Origin of the sequence: Sodalis-like secondary symbiont of Drepanosiphum platanoidis (genome assembly GCF_964059955.1) — a bacterium.
Taxonomy (GTDB): domain Bacteria; phylum Pseudomonadota; class Gammaproteobacteria; order Enterobacterales; family Enterobacteriaceae.
The window spans coordinates 323750-348551 of the sequence record NZ_OZ060924.1; the positions used below are offsets into that span (position 1 = coordinate 323750).

General features: G+C 17.1%; 18 protein-coding genes, 4 tRNA genes and 1 pseudogene. 9 read left to right on the forward strand and 14 right to left on the reverse strand.

The annotated features are described in order from the left end of the window. Positions 1–141: 141 nt before the first annotated feature. From secG to infB, 5 genes are all read left to right on the forward strand, one after another. Complete coding sequence (secG, locus tag AB4W47_RS01355; RefSeq protein WP_367670494.1) at positions 142–420, forward strand: preprotein translocase subunit SecG; 279 nt, start codon at positions 142–144, stop codon at positions 418–420. Between the two features lie 150 nt (positions 421–570). After that, positions 571–656: transfer RNA gene (locus AB4W47_RS01360), tRNA-Leu, on the forward strand. A gap of 58 nt (positions 657–714) precedes the next feature. Next, a tRNA-Met gene (locus tag AB4W47_RS01365) sits at positions 715–791 on the forward strand. Positions 792–1156: 365 nt separating this feature from the next. Next, complete coding sequence (nusA, locus tag AB4W47_RS01370; RefSeq protein ID WP_367670495.1) at positions 1157–2647, forward strand: transcription termination factor NusA; 1491 nt, start codon at positions 1157–1159, stop codon at positions 2645–2647. 27 nt (positions 2648–2674) lie between these two features. After that, positions 2675–5314 carry a translation initiation factor IF-2 gene (gene infB, locus AB4W47_RS01375; protein WP_367670496.1) on the forward strand — a complete coding sequence of 880 codons (2640 nt, stop codon included), beginning with the start codon at positions 2675–2677 and terminating at the stop codon, positions 5312–5314. A 170-nt stretch (positions 5315–5484) separates the two neighbouring features. Here infB and pfkA read toward each other — a convergent pair whose 3' ends face one another. The 3 genes and pseudogenes from pfkA to mfd form a co-directional block, all read right to left on the reverse strand. Beyond that, the gene (pfkA, locus tag AB4W47_RS01380; RefSeq protein ID WP_367670497.1) at positions 5485–6447 is read right to left on the reverse strand and encodes a 6-phosphofructokinase; all 963 of its coding nucleotides are present in this window, start codon (positions 6445–6447) and stop codon (positions 5485–5487) included. Between the two features lie 512 nt (positions 6448–6959). Continuing rightward, positions 6960–7955 carry a tRNA dihydrouridine(20/20a) synthase DusA gene (gene dusA, locus AB4W47_RS01385; protein ID WP_367670498.1) on the reverse strand — a complete coding sequence of 332 codons (996 nt, stop codon included), beginning with the start codon at positions 7953–7955 and terminating at the stop codon, positions 6960–6962. Positions 7956–8071: 116 nt separating this feature from the next. Continuing rightward, positions 8072–10096: pseudogene (gene mfd / locus AB4W47_RS01390) on the reverse strand (transcription-repair coupling factor); the annotation flags it as partial. Between the two features lie 442 nt (positions 10097–10538). On the opposite strand from mfd, the gene AB4W47_RS01395 reads away from it, so the two are divergent. The 3 genes from AB4W47_RS01395 to AB4W47_RS01405 are packed head-to-tail and all read left to right on the forward strand — an operon-like array spanning position 10539 to position 13675. Beyond that, positions 10539–11738, forward strand: a complete 1200-nt coding sequence (locus AB4W47_RS01395; RefSeq protein ID WP_367670499.1) for an FtsX-like permease family protein — start codon at positions 10539–10541, stop codon at positions 11736–11738. Continuing rightward, a complete protein-coding gene (locus AB4W47_RS01400) occupies positions 11731–12414 on the forward strand; it encodes an ABC transporter ATP-binding protein (RefSeq protein ID WP_367670500.1) in 684 nt (227 codons plus the stop codon). Before AB4W47_RS01395 ends, AB4W47_RS01400 begins: the two co-directional genes overlap by 8 nt. Beyond that, positions 12398–13675 carry an FtsX-like permease family protein gene (locus AB4W47_RS01405; protein WP_367670501.1) on the forward strand — a complete coding sequence of 426 codons (1278 nt, stop codon included), beginning with the start codon at positions 12398–12400 and terminating at the stop codon, positions 13673–13675. The genes AB4W47_RS01400 and AB4W47_RS01405 overlap by 17 nt, the downstream gene beginning before the upstream one ends. 128 nt (positions 13676–13803) lie before the next feature. On the opposite strand, the gene AB4W47_RS01410 is transcribed toward AB4W47_RS01405, so the two are convergent. The 8 genes from AB4W47_RS01410 to lipB form a co-directional block, all read right to left on the reverse strand. Further along, positions 13804–13877, reverse strand: a tRNA-Arg gene (locus AB4W47_RS01410). 21 nt (positions 13878–13898) lie between these two features. Beyond that, positions 13899–13987, reverse strand: a tRNA-Ser gene (locus AB4W47_RS01415). A gap of 183 nt (positions 13988–14170) precedes the next feature. Further along, a complete protein-coding gene (gene deoD / locus AB4W47_RS01420; protein WP_367670502.1) occupies positions 14171–14887 on the reverse strand; it encodes a purine-nucleoside phosphorylase in 717 nt (238 codons plus the stop codon). Positions 14888–15011: 124 nt separating this feature from the next. Further along, positions 15012–16238: a phosphopentomutase gene (locus AB4W47_RS01425; protein ID WP_367670503.1), complete on the reverse strand. Its 1227-nt coding sequence runs from the start codon at positions 16236–16238 to the stop codon at positions 15012–15014. Positions 16239–16627: 389 nt separating this feature from the next. Continuing rightward, on the reverse strand, positions 16628–17905 hold the full coding sequence (gene tyrS, locus AB4W47_RS01430; RefSeq protein WP_367670504.1) for a tyrosine--tRNA ligase: 1278 nt from the start codon (positions 17903–17905) through the stop codon (positions 16628–16630). 130 nt (positions 17906–18035) lie between these two features. Continuing rightward, positions 18036–19298, reverse strand: coding sequence for a serine hydroxymethyltransferase (gene glyA / locus AB4W47_RS01435; RefSeq protein ID WP_367670505.1), 1263 nt, complete (start codon positions 19296–19298; stop codon positions 18036–18038). Positions 19299–19546: 248 nt separating this feature from the next. After that, the gene (gene lipA, locus AB4W47_RS01440; protein WP_367670506.1) at positions 19547–20467 is read right to left on the reverse strand and encodes a lipoyl synthase; all 921 of its coding nucleotides are present in this window, start codon (positions 20465–20467) and stop codon (positions 19547–19549) included. 329 nt (positions 20468–20796) lie between these two features. After that, the gene (gene lipB, locus AB4W47_RS01445) at positions 20797–21414 is read right to left on the reverse strand and encodes a lipoyl(octanoyl) transferase LipB (RefSeq protein ID WP_367670507.1); all 618 of its coding nucleotides are present in this window, start codon (positions 21412–21414) and stop codon (positions 20797–20799) included. 250 nt (positions 21415–21664) lie between these two features. Here lipB and AB4W47_RS01450 point away from each other — a divergent pair, with 250 nt between their 5' ends. Beyond that, positions 21665–22375, forward strand: a complete 711-nt coding sequence (locus tag AB4W47_RS01450) for a Bax inhibitor-1 family protein (RefSeq protein WP_367670508.1) — start codon at positions 21665–21667, stop codon at positions 22373–22375. Positions 22376–22588: 213 nt separating this feature from the next. Here the strand turns inward: AB4W47_RS01450 and ruvX are convergent, their stop codons facing one another. From ruvX to gshB, 3 genes are read right to left on the reverse strand one after another with little or no spacing between them, the layout of a single operon-like run. After that, entirely contained in the window at positions 22589–23011 is a 423-nt protein-coding gene (ruvX, locus tag AB4W47_RS01455) for a Holliday junction resolvase RuvX (protein ID WP_367670509.1), read from the reverse strand. After that, positions 23011–23574, reverse strand: a complete 564-nt coding sequence (locus AB4W47_RS01460) for a YqgE/AlgH family protein (protein ID WP_367670510.1) — start codon at positions 23572–23574, stop codon at positions 23011–23013. Before AB4W47_RS01460 ends, ruvX begins: the two co-directional genes overlap by 1 nt. 43 nt (positions 23575–23617) lie before the next feature. Then, positions 23618–24580 carry a glutathione synthase gene (gene gshB, locus AB4W47_RS01465; protein ID WP_367670780.1) on the reverse strand — a complete coding sequence of 321 codons (963 nt, stop codon included), beginning with the start codon at positions 24578–24580 and terminating at the stop codon, positions 23618–23620. Between the last annotated feature and the right edge of the window lie 222 nt (positions 24581–24802).

A 24802-nucleotide genomic window follows, 5' to 3' on the forward strand; every position in this document is an offset into this window, starting at 1 on the left:
ATTAATAATATTTACTAAAAAATATTATTGTATTTATTTTTTATATGATATATAATTAAAATTTATAATTTCATAAAATTAATTATATTTAAAATAATTTAATATAATAAATTTATTAAAAATAAAATTAAAATAATAAATATGTATAATTTTTTATTTATATTATATCTTACAATTTCTTTCATTTTAATATTTTGTATTACATTACAAGATAGTAAAAAGACAAGTATAGAATCAGTTTTAAATATAAGTTCTAGTAGTAATTTTATTAGAGCTCAAAATTCAAATAATTTTATGACTAAAATAATATATATTATATCTATATTATTTTTTGTATTTAGTTTAATAATTGCTAATGTAAGTTCTCAAAAATATAAAGAAAATAATACATTAAATGTTTCTCAATATAAAATTAATTAATAATTAAATTTATTATTAATAATTTATAAAAATAAAAATATAGATTTAATTTATAATTAATTATATATTAATTAATTTTTAAAAAATTTTTATTAAAACAATTCTACAAATTTAAAATTTTTAAAAACTTTGTGCTTGTATTTATATCATGCCGAAGTGGTGGAATTGGTAGACACGCTACCTTGAGGTGGTAGTGCCCTATATTGGGCTTACGGGTTCAAATCCCGTCCTCGGTAAAATATTTAATAATATATAAAAAATTATTTTTTTTAATAAATTAAAAAATTTATTTGACGCGGGGTGGAGCAGTTTGGTAGCTCGTCGGGCTCATAACCCGAAGGTCGTTGGTTCAAATCCAACCCCCGCAACCAAATATATAATTTATTTTATTTAAAAAAAATTAATAAAAAATATTATTTTAAAATAAAATATAAATTTTTATTATATTAATTAAATAATTTTTAAATTAATTTATTTGGGGCTTATGCCCTTTTTTTATGCCTTTAATTAAATTATTTTTATACTTTATTAAAAATATATTAAATGATTAAATAATAATCTTTAGTACTTATTTTTAATAAAAATATTTATATAAATATATAATAAAATTTTTAAATTTTTTAAAATATTTTTTTAGTATTTATTTAAAAAATTTTTAAATTAATATAATTAATATAATTAATAATTATTTTTTTAAAAAATTTAAAAATAAATATTAAAATTTTAAGGTTATTTTATGAATAAAGAAATTTTATCTGTTGTTGAAGCGGTTTCTAATGAAAAAGCTTTACCTAGAGAAAAAATTTTTGAAGCTCTTGAAGTTGCTTTAGCAACAGCAACAAAAAAAAAATATTCTCAAAATATTGATGTTAGAGTAAAAATTGATAAAAAATCTGGTAAATTTAAAACTTTTAGACGTTGGTTAGTTGTAGATAAAGTTGTTCAACCTACAAAAGAAATTACTTTAGAAGCTGCTCAATTTGATAATAAAAATATAATTTTAGGAAATTATATAGAAGATTCTATAGAATCAGTAATTTTTGATAGAATTACTACTCAAACAGCTAAACAAGTAATTGTTCAAAAAGTAAGAGAAGCTGAAAGATTCATGATTGTTAATCAATTTAAAAAATATAAAGGAAAAATAATTACAGGAATAGCTAAAAAAATTAATCGTGAAAATATTATTTTAGATTTAGGAAATAATGCAGAAGCTATTATTAAAAGAGAAGATATGTTACCAAGAGAAAATTTTAGACTTGGAGATAGAATTAAAGGAATTTTATATTTAATTCGACCAGAATCTAGGGGACCTCAATTATTTATAAGTAGATCTAAAACAGAAATGTTAATAGAATTATTTCATATTGAAGTTCCAGAAGTAGGTGAAGAAACTATTGAAATAAAAGTTGCTGCAAGAGATCCAGGTTTAAGAGCTAAAGTTGCCGTTAAAACAAATGATAAACGTATTGATCCTGTTGGAGCATGTGTAGGAATGAGAGGAGCTAGAGTACAAGCAATTTCTAGTGAATTAGCAGGAGAAAGAATAGATATAGTTTTATGGGATGATAATTCAGCTCAATTTGTTGTAAATGCAATGGCACCAGCTAATGTATCTTCTATAGTAATAAATGAAGATAATAATACTATGGATATATCAGTAGAAGAAGGTAATCTTGCTCAAGCTATTGGAAAAAATGGACAAAATATAAAATTAGCTTCTCAACTTAGTGGATGGGAATTAAATGTAATGACAGTTGAAGATTTACAAAAAAAACATCAAGATGAAGATTTATTATCTATAAATAAATTTATAAAAAATCTTAATATAGATAAAAAATCTGCTAAATTATTAGTAGAAAATGGAATTTCTTCATTAGAAGCTATTGCTTATATTTCAATAAAAAAAATATTAAAAATTAAAGAATTTGATGAAATTTTTATAAAAAAAATTCGTAAAAAATCTAAAAAAATATTAAAAATATTACATAAAGAAAATAATAAAAAAAATATTTATAAAAATAAAATGAGTGAAGATTTATTAAATCTTCCTGGAATTGAAAAAAATATATTTTTAAAATTAGCAAATTTAGGTATTTATACTCTTGAAAATCTTGCAGAACAAAGTCTTGATGATCTTTTAGATATTAAAGAACTAAGTAGTGAAAAAGCTGGAAAGTTAATTATGTCTGCACGAAATATTTGTTGGTTTAGTAATAATAATTAATAAAATTTTTTAAAAAAAAGGAATAGAATGACAGATATTACTATAGAAATATTATCAAATAAAATTAATATTTCAATTAATTTACTTATAAAAAAACTTTTAGAATCTGGAATTAAAAAAAAACCTAAAGATTTAATTAGTCAAATTGAAATAAAAAATTTTTTAAAATATTTGTATAATTTATATAAAAGTAAACTTAATAAATTTGTTATTCAAAAAAAAATGTATAGTACTTTAAATACAACACCGAATACTTTTGGAAAAAGTAAATTTATTAAAATAGAAATTCGTAAAAAAAAAACATATATAGAACATAATAATAAAATATCTAAAGAAGAAAAAATTTTTAATGCTTTAAAAATTTATCAAAAAAATTCTTTAAAAAAACATTTAAATAAAAAAAATATATCTAAATTTTCTTTAGAAGAAAATATTATTAATAATAATATAAAAAAAATAAAAGAAATAAAACTTATTAAAAATAATAAAAATAATATTTCTAATTTGGAAAATATAAAAAATACTAATAAAATAATAGAAATACAAAAAAAATTAAAAAAATCAAAACATATTAAAATTGAAAAAAAATATAAAAAAAATATAAAAGAAATTAAAAAAATAACTAAAAAAAATAAAGAAAAATGGAAATCTTTAATTAACACAGATGAAGATATAAATAATTATCATATAACAACTTCTATTCATGCTCAAATTGCAGAAGATGAAAATGATTTAAAAGCAGAAACTGAAATAATAAAAAAAATAAAAATTAAAAAAAATCAAAGAAATAAAAAAAATAATAGATTAATGGAATTAAAATCCAATAAATTATATTCTAAAAATTTTAAAAAAAATACTTTTGAAAAAATAAAAAAAAGTAATATTATACATAGTTTTAATAAACCTAAAAATAATTTAAACAAAGATATTATAATAGGAGAAACTATTACTGTTTCAGAATTATGTAATAAAATGGCAAAAAAAAGTTCAGAAGTTATTAAAAAAATGATGAATCTTGGATCTATAATAACTATTAATCAAACTCTTGATCAAGAAACAGCTCAACTTTTAGCTGAAGAAATGGGTCATAAAGTTATAATTAATCGTAAAAATGATATTGAAGATTTAATTTTAAATGATAGAAATAATAAAAATAAGAAAATTTTAATAAAAAGAGCCCCCATAATTACTATTATGGGACATGTTAATCATGGAAAAACATCTCTTATTGATTTTATTAGATCTAGTAAAATAGCTTTAGGTGAAAAAGGAAAAATTACACAACATATAGGAGCTTATTATGTAACTACAAATAATGGTTGTATGACTTTTTTAGATACTCCTGGACATTCTGCATTTACTGCAATGCGTGCAAGAGGAGCTAAAATAACAGATATAGTAATTTTAGTAGTTGCATCTGATGATGGAGTTATGCCACAAACAATAGAAGCAATTCATCATGCAAAAGAAGCTAATGTTCCAATTATAGTAGCTATTAATAAAATTGATAAAATTACATCAAATCCTAAATATATAACAAAACAATTAATTGAAAATGGAATTATTCCAGAAAAATTAGGTGGTGATTCACAATTCATAAAAATATCATCTAAAACTGGTAAAGGTATAAATACTTTATTAGATGCTATTACCTTACAATCTGAAATAATTAATTTAAAAGTTATAAAAAATACTATGGCTATAGGTATTATAATAGAATCCTTTTTAGATAAAGGAAGAGGACCAGTTTCAACAATAATTATACAAGAAGGAACTTTAAAAAAAGGTGATATTATTTTATGTGGAATAGTATATGGAAAAATAAGATCTATAAGAAATCAAATAGGAAAAGAATTAAATAAAATTGGACCATCTATACCAGTAGAAATTATTGGATTATCAGGAATTCCTTTATCTGGAGATAAAGCAATTGTTGTTAAAAGTGATAAAAAAGCAAGAGAAGCATCATTATATAGAAAAAGAAAATTTAAAGAAATTAAATTAGAAAATCAACAAAAAAATAAATTAGATGATATTTTTTCCAAAATTAAAGAAAAAAAATTAAATTCTGAATTAAAAATTATTTTAAAATCAGATGTTAAAGGATCTTCAGAAGCTATTAGAGATTCATTAAATTCTCTTTCTACAAATAAAGTAAAAATAAATATTATTGGATTTGGTGTAGGTAATATTAATGAAAATGATGTTACATTAGCATTAGCATCTAATGCTATAATTTTAGGATTTAATGTTTGTGCTGATCATTTATCTAAAAAATTAATTAAATCAGAAAATGTTAATGTACAATATTATTCAGTAATATTTGATTTATTAAAAGAAGTAGAAAAAATTATTAAAGGATATAATACTATAGAATATAAGCAAAAAATAATTGGATTAGCTGAAGTACGTAATATTTTTAAATCTCCTAAATATGGTTTAATTGCTGGATGTATAGTAAAAAGTGGATATGTAAAAAGAAATTTTAAAATACAAATTTTAAGAAATAATTTAATAATATATAAAGGAGAAATTGAATCATTACGTAGATTTAAAGAAAATGTTATTGAAGTTAAAAAAGGTATAGAATGTGGAATAGGAATAAAAAATTTTAATGATATAATTTCTGGTGATATAATAGAAGTTATAAATAATAATAAAAAATAAATTTTTTATAAAAAATATTATATAATATTTTTTATATTTTTTGTAAATTTTAATTTTTTTAAAAAATTTATTAATTATAAAGATTATCTTATATAAGATTTATTTTTAATAAATTTTAAAAAAATTTCATATAAATAGTATTATTAAAATAAATTTTTATTTTAATAAAATTAAAATAATTTTTTTGCAGTATCAAAAATATCTATATTAAATGAATGTTTCATATTTTTAATAGCATTCATAATATCATTATGAACTAAAATATTATTTTTTATTCCAATACATCTTCCACTATATCCTTTAAGTAATAAGGATATTGCATATGATCCCATTCTTGATGCTAACATTCTATCATATGAAACAGGAATTCCTCCTCTTTGTACATGACCTAAAACAATAGATCTAGTTTCTTTTTTAGTTTTTTTTTCTAAATATTGTGCAAGTTTATAAATATTACAAATATGTTCTGTAATAACAATTATTGCATTTTTTTGTCCATGATTTACTCCATATTTAATTTTATTAATTAAATCTTTTATTTCGAATTTTATTTCAGGAATAATAATAAATTCACATCCACCAGCTATTCCTGCTGCCATAGTTAAATCTCCACATTTTCTTCCCATTATTTCTACAATAAAAATTCTACTATGAGATCCTGAAGTATCTCGTAATTTATCAATAGAATCTACAATAGTTTGTAGTGCAGTAAAATATCCAATAGTATAATCTGTTCCAACAACATCATTATCAATTGTTCCAGGTATACCAATACAAGAAAAATTCATTTCAGTAAGTTTTTTTGCTCCTAAATAAGATCCATCTCCACCTATTACTATTAATGCATCTAAATTTCTTTTATATAAATTATGTATAGATTTTTTTTGTATATCATTTTTAAAAAAATCATGAAATCTAGAAGAACCTAAAAATGTTCCACCTCTATTAATAATATTTGATACACTATTATTATCTAATATAGTCATTTTATTTTCAAATAATCCTTTATATCCATCATAAATTCCATAAATTTCTAATCCTTGAAAAATTCCAGTACGTACTATTCCTCTAATTGCTGCATTCATTCCAGGAGAATCACCACCACTAGTTAAAACCCCAATTTTTTTAACCATAAAAAAACCTCTTTTATTATAAAATATATAATTTAAAATTTATTAATTAAATGTATTGTTTTATGGTTTATTTATATATAAATTATTTTTAATTATTTTATATTATATTTAATAATTGTTTATAACAAATAAATATTTTATTTAAAATATAGATTGAATAAAAAATTTTATTTAAAAATATTAAATTTATAATTTTTTATTAAAAATTTTAAAAAATAATTTAAATATATTTATATAATATATCATATTAATTTAATGATTAAAAATTTTATATATTCTAATAAATTTTAAAATTATTATTTATTTAAAATAAAATTTTTTATATTATTAATATAATAAAAATATTTATAAAAATTTATATATTGATATTATAAAAAATAAATATATATAATTAATTATTTTATATAAAAAATATAAATATTAAAATATTTATTTTTATTAGAATTAATAAAAAATTTTAATAAAAAAATAATTTTATATTTTATATAAAATTTTTTAAAATAAAAATTGTATTATTTTATTAATTTTAATGCATTAATAATTACTTCAGGACCAGAGTTTTTTTTAAAAGAATTTTTGCTTATATATTGTCTCCAATATTTTGCATTTTTTTTTCCTCTAAATAAATTTAACATATGTCTTGTAATATTCCATAATTTTTCTCCATTAATTAATTTTTTTTCTATATAATCTAACATAGATAAAGCAATATTTTTTTCATTAATTGATGGATTTTTAGAATTAAATAATATACTATCTGCTTTAATTAAAATTTTAGGATTGTGATATGCAGATCTTCCAATCATTACTCCATCCACTTTAGATAAATGCATAATAGCATCATTAATATTATTAATACCTCCATTAATTGTTATTTTTGTATTAGGAAAATCTTTTTTAATATTATAAACCATTGAATAATTTAATTTAGGAATATTACGATTTTTTTTTGGACTAAATTTTTTAATTAAAGCTTTTCTTGCATGAATAATAAAATGATTACATTTACTAAAATAAGAAATTTTTTTTATAAAATTATATAAAAATTCATAATTATCATAATTATCAAAACCAATTCTAGTTTTAATAGTAATAGGAATATTTACATATTTACTAATATAATCAATGCATCTTAATAAAAGATCAGTATCTTTCATAAGACATATTCCAAAATTTCCTTTATTAGCTCTTATAGAAGGACATCCAACATTTAAATTAATTTCATCATATTTATATTTCTCTAATCCAATTTTAGAACAAATCGCTAATTCTAATGGATCATTTCCAGCTAATTGTAAAACAATAGGATGTTCTTCATTATTATATTTTAAATATTTTTTTTTGTTATTTAATATAATATTAGTATTAATCATTTCTGTATATAATTGAATTTTTTTACTAAATTTTCTTATAAAAAATCTAAAATGACTGTCTGTAATATTTTTCATTGGAGCAATACTAAGTTTATTTTTCCAAAAATTTTTATTTTTTTTTGAAATATTTTTCATAATTTATTTAAATAAATTTTGAAATAATAAAATTTTTATAAAAAATATATAAATATATAAAAATTAATAATTTTTAATTAATTTAAATGATTTTTTATAAAATATTTTATATTAAATTATTTTTTTTTAAAATTTTCTAAAAGATTAACAATATAATCTATTTTTTTTGAATCTTTTGATATTTTTTTTATAAATTTTAATCTTTTTGATTTATAAAATTTATAAATATGTGGTTTATTTTTAATTAAATTTATTAAAAATTTTAAATTTATAGAATTTTTTTCTAAAAAATCAATATATCCATTATTATTATCCATTTTTATTTTTTTAATTCCAAGAACAAAACATTTTTGTTTTAATAATGAAATTTTTAATAAATTTTTAGTTTGTTTAGGAATTTTACCAAATTTATTAAATAATTCAATATTAATTTTTTTAATTTCTTTTTCTTTAAAAGCATTAGATATTTTTAAATAAAAATTTAATCTTATAGAAATATCTTTTATATAAGTTTCAGGTAAAAAAGATGAAATATTTAATTTTATTTCTGGAACATTTAAATTTATCGAATTTTCTAAAGAAACTTTAGATTCATTTTTTATATTATTTATTGCTTTTTTTAAAAGATTTTTATATAAATTAAATCCTATTGTATTAATTTGTCCACTTTGATTTTTTCCTAATAACTCTCCTGCACCACGAATATTTAAATCATGCATAGAAAGAGAAAATCCATCTCCAAGATTTTTTGAATGAAGAATAGCTAATAAACGCTTTTTAGCTTCTTCGCTTATATTAGAAGATAATAAAAAATATGCATATCCTTGTCTATATGAACGACCTACTCTTCCTCTTAATTGATGTAACTGTGATAAACCTAAAAAATTAGCTTTTTCAATAATAATAGTATTAGCATTAGAAATATCAATACCTGTTTCAATTATAGTAGTGCATATCATTATATTAAATTTTTTATGATAAAAATCATTCATTAATTTTTTTAATTTTATTTTACACATTTGTCCATGTCCAATTGCAATTTTTCCCTCTGGTATTAATTTAGTTAATTCATCATATATACGATTAATACTTTTTACATTATTATATATATAATATACTTGTCCATTTCTTGAAAGTTCTTTTAATATAGCATTTCTTATTAAATTTTTATTATATTTTTGTATAATTGTTTTTATTTTTAATCTTTTTTTAGGTGGAGTTGATAAAATAGATAAATCACGAATTCCATTAATTGCCATATTTAAAGTTCTTGGTATAGGAGTTGCAGTTAATGTTAAAATATCTATATTTGTTTTTATATTTTTTATTTTTATTTTTTGATTAACTCCAAATCTATGTTCTTCATCTATAATTAACAATCCTAAATCATACCAATTTACATTATTTTGTAAAATTTTATGAGTTCCTATTAATATATTTATATTACCAATTTTTAATTCATTTAATATTTTTTTTTGAAAAAAAATATTTTGAAATCTTGAAATAACTTTTATTTTAGTAGATAAATACATGAAACGTTTTTTAAAAACATTGAAATGTTGTTCTGCTAAAATAGTTGTAGGAACTAATATTGCCACTTGTTTTTTATTTTCTACAGCTAAAAAAGCAGCACGTATTGCAATTTCTGTTTTACCAAAACCTACATCACCACAAATTAATCTGTCCATAGCAATTGGTTTTTTCATATCATTTAATACATTTTTAATTGTTTTTTTTTGATCTTTTGTTAAATCAAAATTAATTTTTGAGCAAAAATATTTATATTTTTTTTTATTTAAAATATAAGAAAAACCTTTTTTAGATTTTCTTTTAGCATAAACTTTTAATAATTCATATGCTGTATCTTCTATTTCTATTAATATTTTTTTTCTTTTTTTAATCCAAGAATTATTTCCTAATTTACTTAATAAAATATTTTTATTAAAATTATTATAATGATTTATTAAATGTAATGAATGTATAGGAACATATAATTTATTATTATCAGCATATAATAGAATTATATATTCTGACTCAATATTATTAATAATTAATTTTTTCATTCCTATATATTTACCAATACCATGTTCTATATGTACAAATAATTGATTTTTATCAAAATTTGAAAAATTTTTCATATAATTTTTATTATAAGTATTAAATTTTTATTTTTAAATCATTTTTTATGATTTATAATTTTTTTTTAATTTATTAATTACTTTTTTTTAAAAAAAATATATTAAATTTAATTAAAATTATTTAACAAAATTATTATAAAAATATTTTAATTTATATAAATATTTTAAATTTATATTTTTTTAAGTTTTAAAAAAACTTAAAATAATTTATAATTATATATATAATAAAAATTTTATATAAATATTTATTTTATATAAAATTTATTTAACAATATTAATTTATTAAATTTTTATTAAAATTTTTAAAAATTTATATTATAAAAAATATTAAATAATAAATTAAATATATTTTTAAATAAAAAATTATTAATTATTAATTAATAATTAATTTATAATATATCATATCAATATTTTATAGTTAAAATTATTTTGTGAATAATAATATATGTTTCAACCAATTTCATTATGTATTAGTATAAAATTTTTTATAAAAAAAACAATAAATTCATATAATTATTTTACTAGTTTGTTATCTATTATTGGTATTTCTATAGGAGTTATGTCTATTATTTTTATTTTATCTATAATAAATGGATTTGAAAAAAAATTTATTTATAATACTTTTCGTTTTATTCCACATATAATATTAAGTTCTAATGAAAAAAAAAATTATTTTTATAAAAATATTCATATTTTAAAAAAAAATAGTTTAAAATATATAAAAAAAATTTATCCAATAATTACAGAAGATGTACTTTTACAAAGTAAATATAATATTTCTATTGGAAAAATAATTGGAATAAAAAATTCTGATAAAAATTTTTTTAATTCTTATATTAAAAATAAAAAAAAAAATAAATTAAAAAAATTTCATATAATTATCGGAAAAGGTATAGCTAATAAATTAAAAATAAAAAAAAATGATTTAATAAATATTATTGTTCCATTTATTAAAAATAAAATATTTTTTAAAAGTTTTTTAATAAAAAAAATATGTAAAGTAAGTGATATTTTTTATACTAATAATGAAGTTGATGATAATCATATATTAATGAATCAAAAAGATATTTCTAAATTAATGAAGTATCCTAAAAATGTTATTACAGAATGGTATATATGGTTATATAATCCTATTTTTATAAATAAAATTATTATAAATTATTTTTATAAAAATTTTAAATGTACTAATTGGAAAGAAACAAAAAAATATTTTTTTCGATCAATAAAAATAGAAAAAAATATGATGATTATTTTATTAAGTTTAATATTTATTATATCTATTTTTAATATAATTACATCATTAATATTACAAATATCTGAAAAAAAAATAGAAATATCTATTTTAAAAACACAAGGATTTAAAAATTATCAAATAATTAATATATTTTTTTTACAAGGATTAATAATTGGAATAATAGGATCTATTTTTGGAGTTTTTTTAGGTATTTTATTTTCTAAAAATATTAATAATTTATTAAAAATATTTGATATTTCTTTTAATGAAATTTTTATTCCAATAGAAATTAATTATTATCAAATAATTAAAATTATATTTGTTACAATATTTATTGTAATAATTTCTAGTTTTTTTCCTTCTTTAATATCTTATAATATTAATCCCTCTGAGACGTTAAAAAATGAATAAAAAAAAAATTATTCAATGTATTAATGTTTTTAAATCCTATAAAGATGGAAAATCATATAAATATGCTTTAAAAAATATTAATTTTAGTATTAAAAAAAATGAAATGATAATAATAACTGGTAATTCTGGTTCAGGAAAAAGTACATTATTACATATTTTAGGAGGATTAGACTCTCCTACTAAAGGAGAGGTTTTATTTTTTGGAAAATCATTAAAGAAAATTTGTTGTGAAAAATTTAGAAATAAAAAATTAGGATTTATTTATCAATTTCATTATTTACTATCAGATTTTACAATTTTAGAAAATGTTGCAATGCCATTAATGATTAGTGGAATGAAAACTAGTAAAGCTTTATATAAAGCAAGTTTATTAATTAATAAACTAAATTTAGAAAAAAAAATAAAAAATTTTCCATATCAGTTATCAGGTGGAGAAAAACAAAAAGTTTCTATTGCAAGGGCATTAGTTAATAAACCATGTTTAATACTTGCAGATGAACCTACTGGAAATTTAGATTTAAAAAATTCTATTAATATTTTAAATATTTTTAAAAAATTTCAAATTAAAAAAAATGTTACATTTTTAGTAGTTACTCATGATTTAAACTTAATAAAAAAATTTAGCAGAAGATTAGAAATACAAGATGGAAAAATTTTATATGATTCATACTTTTAATTTAATTAAAAATTTTATAAAAAAATTTTATTTTTCCATTATTATTGCTATGCGTTTTAGCAAATTAAATAAAAAAAATAATACATTATTATTTCTTTATATATTTTCAACTTTTAGTATTTCTATAGGAGTAGCTTCATTAATTATTGGTCTTAGTATAATGAATGGATTTAAAAGTGAAATAAATAATAAAATTTTAAATTTTGTTCCTCATGGAGAAATAAAAAAATTTAATAAACCCTTTAATAATTGGAAATTTATTTTAAAAAAAATAAAAAAAATTAAAGGAATTATGTATGCAGAACCATATATAAATATAAATGCATTAATAGAAAAAAATAATAAATTTAAAATTTTATTTATTAAAGGTTTAGGAATAAATAAAAATATAAAAAATAATTTTTTAAGAAAATATATTTCTTATAATGAATTAATAAATTTTTTTTCAAAAAAAAATCAAATAATTATAAGTAAAAATGTTTCTAATTATTTATCAGTTAAAAAAGGAGATTGGATTAAAGTTATATTATCAAATAACAATTTAAAAAATAATTTTTTATCTTTAAAAACTTTATATTTTCAAGTTATTAAAATATTAAATTATAACTTAATTTTAGATAAAAATTTTGCAATTATACCATTATATAATGCACAAAAACTATTAAATAATAAAAAAAATATTAGTGGAATTTTTATAAAAATAAAAAATATTTTTAATATAAATAATTTTTTTTTAAAAATTAAAAAAAAATGTAATGAACAACTTATTATGAAAAGTTGGAAATATACATTTAATTATATTTATAAAGATATAAAAATAATTAAAATTATTATACATTTATCTATGATGTTAGTTATTTTAGTATCTTGTTTTAATATAATATCTATTATAATTATTGTTTTAAAAGATAAAATATATGATATTGCAATATTATATACATTAGGTTTAAATTATAGATTTACTCGTTTTATTTTTATTTTATATGGTATAAGAATAGGTATAAATAGTAGTATTATAGGATCTATAATAGGTATTATTTTTACATTAAATTTAAATTTTTTAATAAAAAAAATAGAAATATTATTAGGTTATAAAATTTTATCTGAAAAAATTTATTTTATTGATTTTATTCCATCAAAAATTTATTGTTTAGATATCATTTATGTATTTTTTATAACAATAATTTTTAGTTTTTTAGCAAGTTTAAATCCTTCTAAAAAAATTAGTTCTATAAATCCTATAAAAATATTAAAAAAATAATTATTTTTTTTAAAAAAATCTAATATTTACTTTAAACAAATTTTAATTAATAATTAAATATTAATTTTATTTTTATATATTTATATAAAATATAATATTAAAATTTATTAAATTATATTTTATTTTTATGCATCCGAGAGGATTTGAACCTCTGACCGCTCGGTTCGTAGCCGAGTACTCTATCCATCTGAGCTACGGATGCAAATATTTTTATTAAAATTTTCGATGAGAGAGGGATTCGAACCCTCGATACATATTAAAATATATATTCCCTTAGCAGGGGAACGCCTTAATCCTCTCGGCCATCTCACCTATTTTATTATATATCTTTTATTTTATATATATCAATATTTATTTTTAAATAAAATTTTTTATAAAAATTATATTTTTAAAAAAAATAAAATTTTTTATAAAATTAATTATTTATTAAATAAATTTTAATAAATATTTTTAATAAATTTAATTTTTTTAAAAATATTTATTTTAAATAAGTTTTTAATTTTTATCTAAAAGTAAAGATTCTAATGATAGATATATCATATCATTAAAAGTATTTTGACGATCTTTTGAACTTAATTTTTCTCCAGTTAATAAATGATCAGATACTGTACATATTGTTAAAGCACTTGCATTAAATTCTGATGCAATAGAATAAATTCCAGAAGACTCCATATCTATTCCTAGAATTCCATATTTTTTTAAAAATTTTATTTTTTTTTTATTATAAAAATAAAAAAGATCAGTAGAAAAAATATTTCCAATTTTTATAGGAATATTATTATTTTTAGCAGAATTTATTGCATTTTTCATCATATAAAAATCAGCTGTAGCTGAATAATCATTATTATTAAATTTAATTCTATTAAATTTAGAATCAGTACTAGCTCCCATACAAATAATAATATCTCTTATAGAAATATTAGATTTTATTGCTCCACATGAACCAATTCTTAAAATTTTTTTAATTCCAAAATGAGTAATAAGTTCTTGAACATAAATCATTGCTGAAGGAATTCCCATTCCATGTCCCATAACTGATATCATCTTTCCTTTATAAAATCCTGTATATCCTAACATTCCTCTAACTTCATTTATTATTTTTGAATTTTTCAAAAATGTATTAGCAATATATTTTGCTCTTAATGGATCTCCTGGCATTAAAATAACATCTGAAAAATCACATTTTTTTGCATTAATATGTGGTGTTGACATAAAAAATCCTTATAAAATAATATTTTTAATTATTAAAAAATATTAATTAATTTTATTATATATTTTTTATAAATTAAATTTTAATAATATTTAAATAAAATTTATAAGAATTATATTAAATATTTTATAAAATTTTTTGTCCATATTTCATTGGTGATAAATTGAAGTAATTTGCTACAGTTTGTCCAATATCTGCAAATGTTTTTCTTTTTCCATAAAATCCAGGTTTTATATTTAATCCATATATTAATATTGGAATATATTCTCTTGTATGATCAGTTCCATGCCATGTTGGATCACATCCATGATCTGATGTAATAATTAACATATCTTTTGATTTAATTTTTTTTATTAATTTTGGTAAAAGAGAATCAAAAATTTCTAATTCTTTTGCATAGCCATATACATCTCTTCTATGTCCATAAAGTGAATCAAAATCTACAAAATTAGTTAATATTAATGTATTATTTTTTGATTTATCTATCTCATTAATAGTTGATTGAAAAAGATCTTTTGTTCCTGTAGATAATATTTTTTTAGTTATTCCAACATTTGCATAAATATCAGAAATTTTTCCTATTGCTATTACATTTCCATTTTTTTCATTTATAAATTTTTGTAATACTGTTTCTTCTGGAGGAATCATAGATATATCTAATCTATTTTTAGTTCTTTCAAATTCTCCAGGTTTATTTCCTAAAAATGGACGAGCAATAACTCTAGCAATATTATAATTTCCATCTGTAAGTATTTTTCTTGTAATTTTACATAAATTATAAAGATTTTTTAATCCAAAAAATTTTTCATGACATGCTATTTGTAATACAGAATCTTTTGAAGTATAAATAATTGGTTTTTTACTAAAAATATGTTCTATACCTAATTTATTAATTATATCTGTTCCAGAAGCATGACAATTTCCAAGAAATCCAGGTAAATTATAATCTATAATTATTTTATTTAAAATTTTTTTAGGAATACTATTTTTATTTTTAATAAAATATCCCCAGTTATTAAGAATTGGAACACCAGATATTTCCCAATGACCTGAAGTTGTATCTTTACCAGAAGAAATTTCTTGAGCATAAGAATATGCTCCAACAATATTAGATTTTTTATTTTTTCCAATTATTGGAAATATACCGGAAGATTTTTTTAAAACTTTTAATAATCCAAGTTTAACCATATTAGGTAATTTTAATATATTTTTTCTTTTTTTATTTAAAAATTCATTTTGACAATATTCAGAAATATGTCCTAAAGTGTTAGATCCTAAATCTCCAAATTTAATTGCATCAGCAGATGATCCAATTCCAAAAGAATCTAATATTAAAATAAATACACGTTTCATTTTTTCTCCAAAAAAAATAATATTTATATATAATTTTATATTTTAATTTTTTATAAATTTTTAAATAAAATTAAATATTTTATTATAAATATTTATTTAAATTTTTTTATAAAAAATTATATATAAAAAATAAATTTTTATTAAATTTTTAAATAAATATTTAATATTTTAATTATTAAAATATTTTAATTTTAAATTTATTAAAAATATATATTTAACTTAAAAATTTTTTATATATAAGATTTATATAATTTTATATGAAATTATATAAATAAATATAAAAAAATAAATTATTTATTATAATAAAAATTTTTTTTTAAATAAATTTATTAAAATTTTATTAATATTATCTCATAATTTTTATTAAATAAATATATAATTTTTATAAATTATTTTTTCCAATATATTAAAAAATAATTTTTTTTTCCTTTTTTTATTAAAGTGTATTTATTATATAATCTATCTTTATCATTAAATATATATTCAATTTTTGTTATTATTTTTCCATTAATTGATATTGCATATGATTCAATAAGTCTTTTTGATATACTTAAAGATTTTGAAATTTTAGAAAAAACTAAAAATCTTTTTAAACTAATAGATTTTTTCAAAATTGTTAAAGGAATTCCACTTTTCATTATATTAATGAAATCTTTTTCTTTTAACTTTTCAATTGATCCATAAAATAAACTTTTAATAATTCTTTTTATTGAATTTAATGATTTTTTTCCATGTACTATTTTAGTTATTTCTTCTGCTAAAATTTTTTTATATTTTAATAAAATATTTAAATTATAATTTTTTTCTCTAATAATATTTATATCTAAAACATCAATAAATGTAAAAAATTTTAAAAAATTATAAACATCATCATCATTAATATTTATCCAAAATTGATAAAATTCATATGGACTAGTTTTTTTAGGATCTAACCATATTGTATTTTTTTCTGTTTTTCCAAATTTAGTACCATTTTTATTTGTAATTAAAGGAACAGTCAAACCAAATACTTTATTTTTAAATAATTTATAAGTTATATCAATTCCAGATGTAATATTACCCCATTGATCAGAACCTCCTATTTGTAAACAAACATTATACATTTTATTAAGATAAGCAAAATCATAACTTTGTAATAAATTATAAGAAAATTCTGTAAAAGATATTCCTATATTATTTTTAATAATTCTTGTTTTTACTGATTCTTTATTAATCATTTTATTAATAGAAAAATTTTTTCCAATATTTCTTAAAAAACTTAATAAATTCATTGAATTAAACCAATTATAATTATTCAATATAATTGCACTATTTTTTTTAGATTCAAAATCTAAAAAATTAAAAAATTGTTTTTTTATCTTTTCAGTCCATAAATATATAGTATCTTTATCATTTAATATTCTTTCATTTATTTTAAAACTAGGATCTCCAATCATTCCAGTAGCTCCTCCAATTAATATAATTGGTTTATGTCCAAATAATTGAAATCTTCTTAAACATAATATAGGAATTAAGTGTCCTAAATGTAAACTATCAGAAGTAGGATCAAATCCACAATATAAAGTAATTGGTTTTTTATTTATTTTTATATAAAGAGAATTAATATTTGTAATTTGTGAAATTAATCCTCTTATTTTCAAATCTTTTAAGATACCATTAATTTTCATAAAAAAATCCATTGTAAAAATATTTATTTTAAATATTATTAATAATATTTACTTAAAATAAAACTTATTAATTATAAAATTAAATTTTATATATAAATATTTTATTTAAAATTTTATATTTTTTATTTTTTTAAAAAATTTTTTTATAAATTGGATATTTATAACAAATTTTTAAAATTTTATTTTTAATATTTTTTATAATATAATTATCTTTAATATTTTCTAATATATCACATATATATTCTGCAATTTTTTTTGAATCTTTATATCCTAATCCTCTTCTTGTAATAGCTGGTGTTCCAATTCTTATACCTGAAGTTATAAAAGAATTTTTTGTATCATTAGGAATGATATTTTTATTAACAATAATATTTGCTAATTCTAATAATATACTAGCTTTATTTCCTGTAATATTTTTATTTGATAAATCTATTAAAAATAAATGATTATTTGTTTTATTAGAAACTATCTTAAATTTTCTTTTTTTGAATACTTTTACCATATATTTTGCATTTTTTATAACATTTTTTTGATATATTCTAAATTTAGGATCCATGGCTTCTTTAAAAGCAACTGCTTTTGCAGCAATAGTATGCATTAAAGGACCACCTTGGATACCAGGAAAAACAGAAGAATTAATTTTTTTATAAAAAATATTATCTTTTTGATTAGAAAGAATTAAACCTCCTCTTGGACCAGATAATGTTTTATGAGTTGTAGTTGTAACTATATGTGCATGTTTTAAAGGATTTGGATAAATTCCAGCTGCTACTAAACCAGCAATATGAGACATATCTACTAAAAGATATGCGTTTACTTTATTAGCTATTTTTCTTAATTTAGACCAATCAATTAAGCCAGAATAAGAAGAAAAACCTCCTACAATCATTTTAGGGTTATATTTTTTTGTTAAAAAAAGAATATTTTCATAATCTATATTTCCATTATTATTTACTCCATAATGTATAAAATTATATGTTTTTCCTGAAAAATTCATTGAAGATCCATGAGTTAAATGTCCACCATGAGATAAATTCATTCCTAATATAGTATCATTTGGCTTTAATAAAGCCATATATACGGACATATTTGCTTGAGATCCAGAATGTGGTTGAACATTTGCATAATCTGAATTAAAAAGTTTTTTTGCACGTTTTATTGCTATTTCTTCTAAAATATCAATATATTTACATCCCTGATAATATCTTTTTTTAGGATATCCTTCAGCATATTTATTAGTTAAAATTGATCCTTGAATTTTCATAACATTTATACTTGCATAATTCTCAGAAGCTATTAAATTAATATTTTTTTCTTGTCTTATTTTTTCTTTTTTTAAAATTTTCCATATTTTATTATCATAATTAGATAATTTAATAAAATTTTTTAACATTTAAAATCCTTATATAATAAAATTTAATTTAAATTAAATATTTAAATAATTTTTTATATATAAATAAAAAAATATTAATTTATTTAAAAAATAATTATTTAATAAACTTATTATTATTTAATAATAATAAATTAAAATTAATTTTTTAAATAAATTAATCTTTTTTATTAAAAATAAAGTATATTTAAAATATAATTTATATAAAAATTTAAATAAATTAAATATTTATTAAAATATTTTTATAGAATTTAAAATTCTATTCCTTTTAATTGCAAATCTGCATGATAAGAAGATCTAACAAATGGTCCAGATGCAACATTTATAAATCCCATTTTTTTTGCTTTATTTTTTATATAAATAAATTCTTTTGGAGAAATATATCTTTTAACAGGTAAATGATTTTTAGTAGGTTGCATATATTGACCTAACGTTAACATAGTAACACCTTGACAACGTAAATCATTCATTACATTTAAAATTTCTTCTTTTTTTTCACCTAATCCTAACATTAATCCAGATTTTGTAGGTATATTAGGATTATATAATTTAAATTTTAATAATAATTTTAATGAATTTTTATAATTAGAACCTGGTCTAATAATTTTATATAAACGTGGAACATTTTCTAAATTATGATTAAATATATCTGGTGGACTCATATTAATAATTTTTAATGCATAATCTATTTTTTTTCTAAAATCTGGTACTAATATTTCAATGCTTACAGAAGGATTATTTATCCTAATATATTTAATACAATTATAAAATTGATAAGCTCCTCTATCATGTAAATCATCTCTGTTTACTGATGTAATTACTACATGATTTATTTTCATTTTTTTAATAATATAAGATATTTTTTTTGGTTCATTTATATCTGGATTTTTAGGTCTTCCATTTTTTATATTACAAAATGGACATTTTCTTGTACATATTGATCCAAGTATCATAAAAGTAGTTATTCCATAATTAAAACATTCAGTTAAATTAGGACATGATGCTTGTTCACATACAGAATTAAGATTATTAATCTTAATTAATTTTTTAATATATTTTATTTTTTTTGTATTTAAAATTGCTTTAGTTTTAATCCATGATGGCTTAGGAATACTAGATATATTTTTTATGTTTAATTTTTTAATTTTAATTGATTTATTTTTTAATTTCATTAATAGTATTTGATATATTTATTTTATGTTAATTAAAATTTTATATAAATTTTTTTAAAAAAAAATTAAATTAATATTTATTATTTAATAATTTTAATAATTAATTTATGTTTTTAATAAAAAAATTAATATTATTTATATTTATTAAAAATAATTTATATATATTTATTAAAATATTTATATATAACATACATATTAATTTTATACAAAATTTTTTAAAATAAAAATTATATTTATAATATAAATATAATTATATATAAAATTTTAATAATTTTAAAAAATTTTATTTAATATGTTTATATATATAAATTATTAATTAATATATTTTTTTAATTTTTTAAAAAAAATAAACATTTATTTAATAATAAATTTTGAACATATTTAATTTTTATATTTTTTTTAAAATCTTTTATTTGAGTTATTTTTAAATTTATTTGACCACATGGATTAATATATGAGAAAGGTTTAAGATCCATACAAACATTTAATGAAAGACCATATAAAGAACATCCATTAATTATTTGTAAACCAAAAAAACATATTTTTTTTTTATTAACATATATTCCAGGAGAATCATAAGATTTATTACTAATTATTTTTAAATCTAATAAAGTTGATATAATTATTTTTTCTAAAATATTTAATAAAGTTCTAATTTTAATTAAAAATCTTCTAAGATCTATCATAAAATAAATAATTTGTTGTCCAGGACCATGATATGTTATTTTTCCTCCTCTATTACTTTTATATATAGGAATATCACTATAATAATTTATATTATCATTTTTATTACAAGATCTTCCTTGAGTAAAAACTTTAGGATGTTGCACAAACCAAATTTCATCATTTGTATGATAATTACGATTTTTAGTAAAAAAATACATTTTTTTTATAGTTTTAGAATAATATTCTAAACCAAGATTTCTAAAAATTAATAAATTTTTCATAAATTTATTGTACAATATTTTTATAAATTTTACTAAATAAATTAAATTAATTTATATTAATAAATAATTTTTAATAATTTAATTATTAATTATTTTATTTTTTTTAAATAAAATAATTATATTTTTAAATTTTTTATAAAATATTTAAAAAAATTAAAAATTATTTATATAATAAAAATATTATTATTTTTATATAATCATATGATATAATTTTATTTTTTTGATATATTTTATACTAAGGATACAAATAATGAATCGATTTTTTCATTCTCATCATTCAACTTTAAAAAAAACAAAAAGTTTAGTACAATTATTTATAGTACAAGTATATGGATGGATGACATGCGGATTGATTTTAACATCTTTTGTTTCATGGTATACATACCATACTCCATATTTATTAAAATTAATTTTTTATAATAATTATACAACTATTAGTTTAATAATGATTCAAATAATATTAGTAATGATTATTTCTAATAAAATTCAATATCTTAACAGTAAATTAGCAACATTTTTATTTATGTTATATTCTGTTTTAACTGGATTAACTTTATCAAGTATTATAATTTTATATACATATACTTCTATATTTAATGCTTTTATTTCTACTTCTTTTATGTTTGGAATTATGACAATATATGGTTATTTTACAAAAAAAGATTTAAGAAATTTTGAAAGTTTATTATTAATGTCAATTATTGGTATTTTAATAGGATCTATAATAAATTTATTAATGCATAGTAAATTTTTAATGTGGATAATTACTTATTTTAATATAATAACTTTTACATTTCTTGCTGCTTATAATACACAAAAAATTAAATATTTTATAATACAAAATTCTATAAATAATAAAAATCAACTTAAAAAATTTTCTATTTTAGGTGCATTAAATTTATATTTAAATTTTATTAATATATTTTTAATATCATTACGTTTATTTAATAATAAAAAATAAAAATATTATTTATTTTATAAAATTTTTAAATATTTATATATAAATTTAATTATATATATTTTATAAATTTAATTTTTTTAAAAAGAGCCTATTATAAATGGCTCTTTTATTTTTTAAGTTTTTTATAAAAAATTAAAATATTATATTTATTTTCTAAATAAATTTTATTTTTTTTATAAAATTTTAAAAATTATAATAATTAAAATATTTTTTTTAAATATTTTTATTAAACCAATTTTCAAGAATAATAGATGCGGATTCAGAATCTATTTTACTTTTTTTTAAATATTTATATCCTTTTAATTTAAATATTTTAGAACGAGCTTCTATAGTAGTTAATCTTTCATCACATAATTTTATTTTTATTTTAAAATTTCTTTTAATAAAATTTATAAATTTATTAATATATAAATTTATAGAATTTTGTATACTTCCATCCATATTTAATGGTAATCCAATTATAATTATATTTGGATTCCATATATTAAATAATTTTTTTATTTTTTTTATATCAGGAATTCCATGAATTGCTTTTAAACTATTTATAGGTTTAGCAGTACGAGTAATATTTTGTCCAACAGCTACTCCAATATTTTTTGAACCTACATCAAAAGATATGGCATATAATAAAGACATTATGCATGACCTAATTGATTAGAAATTTTATTAATATCTATACCTAAAATTTTTGCTGCTTCTATCCATCTATAAGCAATTGGAGTTTTAAATAAAATATTATTATTAGCAGGAATTGTAAGCCAAGAATTTTCTAATAATTCACGTTCTAATTGACTTGTATTCCATCCAGAATATCCAAGAGCTACTAAAATATTTTTAGGTTCTTTTTTTGTTCCAATACTTTCTAATACATCTTTAGAAGTTGTAATCATAGTATCAGATGATATATTAATACTAGAATTAAATTTATTACATGGAGTATGTAATATAAATCCTCTTTCATCTGATAATGGTCCTCCAGAAAATACTGGATAATTTAATTTAGAATTTAAATTATTTTTAGAAGGTATTATTGATAATTTTTTAATTATATCATTAATTGTAAATTTTTCTAATGGTTTATTAATAATAATACCCATTATATTATCATTGTTATGTTCACAAATATAAATAACCGATTTTTTAAATAAAGGATCTTGTAATAAAGGCATTGCAATAAGAAAATGATGTTGTAAATTCATAATAATATTATTAATAATTTTAAATTGTTATAAAGCATTATTTCTATATATCTAAATATTCTTCAATAGAGTTTAATAACATTTTAGTAATTGATATAGAAGATTCTTTTTCTATTTGACAAATACATGTAGGACTAGTAATGTTAATTTCAGTTAAATAGTTTCCAACTATATCTAATCCAACTAAAAATAATCCATTTTTTTTTAAAAATGGAGATATTGCATTAGAAATTTTCCAATCATTTTTAGATAATTTTTTTACTTTTCCATATCCTCCAGCAGCAATATTTGCTCTTGTTTCTCCACTTTTAGGTATTCTATATAAACAATAAGGAGCTGGTTTTCCGTTAATAATTAAAATTCTTTTATCTCCTAAAGTTATTTCAGGAATATATTTTTGAGCCATACATAATTGTTTACCAAAATTAGTTATTTGCTCAATAATTACTGAAATATTATAATCATTTTTTGTAACTCTAAAAATTGATATACCACCCATTCCATCTAGTGGTTTTATTATAATATCATTATTTTTTTGTAAAAAGTCATATAAAACATCATAAGAACAAGATACAACAGTATTTGGAATATATTTTTCAAACCAAGATATAAATATTTTTTCATTATAATTACGAAGACTACTTGGTTTATTAATAACTAATACTCCTTTATTTTCTACATGTTCTAAAATTTGTGTAACATATATAAATTCATTATTTACTGGAGGATCTTTTCTCATTAAAATTACATCTAAAGTTTCTAAACAAATATCTATTTTTTCATAAAAATTAAACCAATTTTTAGAGTTATTTGTTACATTAATAATTTTTGCTATAGCTTTAGGTGTGCTTTTATATAAATAAATAGAATTTATTTCCATATAATATATTTCATAATTTCTTTTTTGAGCTTGAAGTAAAATTGCTAAACTAGAATCTTTAAAAAAATTAATTGATTTGATAGAATCCATGATAATTCCTAATTTTATCATTATTTTCTCCATTATATTAGAATGAATTAATTTATAATAATTTTAATAAAAGTTTTAATAAAATTTATTTTTATAAAAAATATTTTTTAAAAAATTTATATAAAATATTATATAATTTTTATATTTATAATTTATAGTTATATTATATTTTTTTATAAAAATATATTTAAATATTATTAATAATATTTAAATATATAAAAATTTTTAATTTTTAAATAATAATTTAAAATTTATATA

Bases quoted from the DNA above. Each gene is read 5' to 3' on its own strand.
- secG (WP_367670494.1), top strand. From the start codon at position 142: ATGTATAATTTTTTATTTATATTATATCTTACAATTTCTTTCATTTTA.
- nusA (WP_367670495.1), top strand. From the start codon at position 1,157: ATGAATAAAGAAATTTTATCTGTTGTTGAAGCGGTTTCTAATGAAAAA.
- infB (WP_367670496.1), top strand. From the start codon at position 2,675: ATGACAGATATTACTATAGAAATATTATCAAATAAAATTAATATTTCA.
- pfkA (WP_367670497.1), bottom strand. From the start codon at position 6,447: ATGGTTAAAAAAATTGGGGTTTTAACTAGTGGTGGTGATTCTCCTGGA.
- dusA (WP_367670498.1), bottom strand. From the start codon at position 7,955: ATGAAAAATATTTCAAAAAAAAATAAAAATTTTTGGAAAAATAAACTT.
- AB4W47_RS01395 (WP_367670499.1), top strand. From the start codon at position 10,539: ATGTTTCAACCAATTTCATTATGTATTAGTATAAAATTTTTTATAAAA.
- AB4W47_RS01400 (WP_367670500.1), top strand. From the start codon at position 11,731: ATGAATAAAAAAAAAATTATTCAATGTATTAATGTTTTTAAATCCTAT.
- AB4W47_RS01405 (WP_367670501.1), top strand. From the start codon at position 12,398: ATGATTCATACTTTTAATTTAATTAAAAATTTTATAAAAAAATTTTAT.
- deoD (WP_367670502.1), bottom strand. From the start codon at position 14,887: ATGTCAACACCACATATTAATGCAAAAAAATGTGATTTTTCAGATGTT.
- AB4W47_RS01425 (WP_367670503.1), bottom strand. From the start codon at position 16,238: ATGAAACGTGTATTTATTTTAATATTAGATTCTTTTGGAATTGGATCA.
- tyrS (WP_367670504.1), bottom strand. From the start codon at position 17,905: ATGAAAATTAATGGTATCTTAAAAGATTTGAAAATAAGAGGATTAATT.
- glyA (WP_367670505.1), bottom strand. From the start codon at position 19,298: ATGTTAAAAAATTTTATTAAATTATCTAATTATGATAATAAAATATGG.
- lipA (WP_367670506.1), bottom strand. From the start codon at position 20,467: ATGAAATTAAAAAATAAATCAATTAAAATTAAAAAATTAAACATAAAA.
- lipB (WP_367670507.1), bottom strand. From the start codon at position 21,414: ATGAAAAATTTATTAATTTTTAGAAATCTTGGTTTAGAATATTATTCT.
- AB4W47_RS01450 (WP_367670508.1), top strand. From the start codon at position 21,665: ATGAATCGATTTTTTCATTCTCATCATTCAACTTTAAAAAAAACAAAA.
- ruvX (WP_367670509.1), bottom strand. From the start codon at position 23,011: ATGTCTTTATTATATGCCATATCTTTTGATGTAGGTTCAAAAAATATT.
- AB4W47_RS01460 (WP_367670510.1), bottom strand. From the start codon at position 23,574: ATGAATTTACAACATCATTTTCTTATTGCAATGCCTTTATTACAAGAT.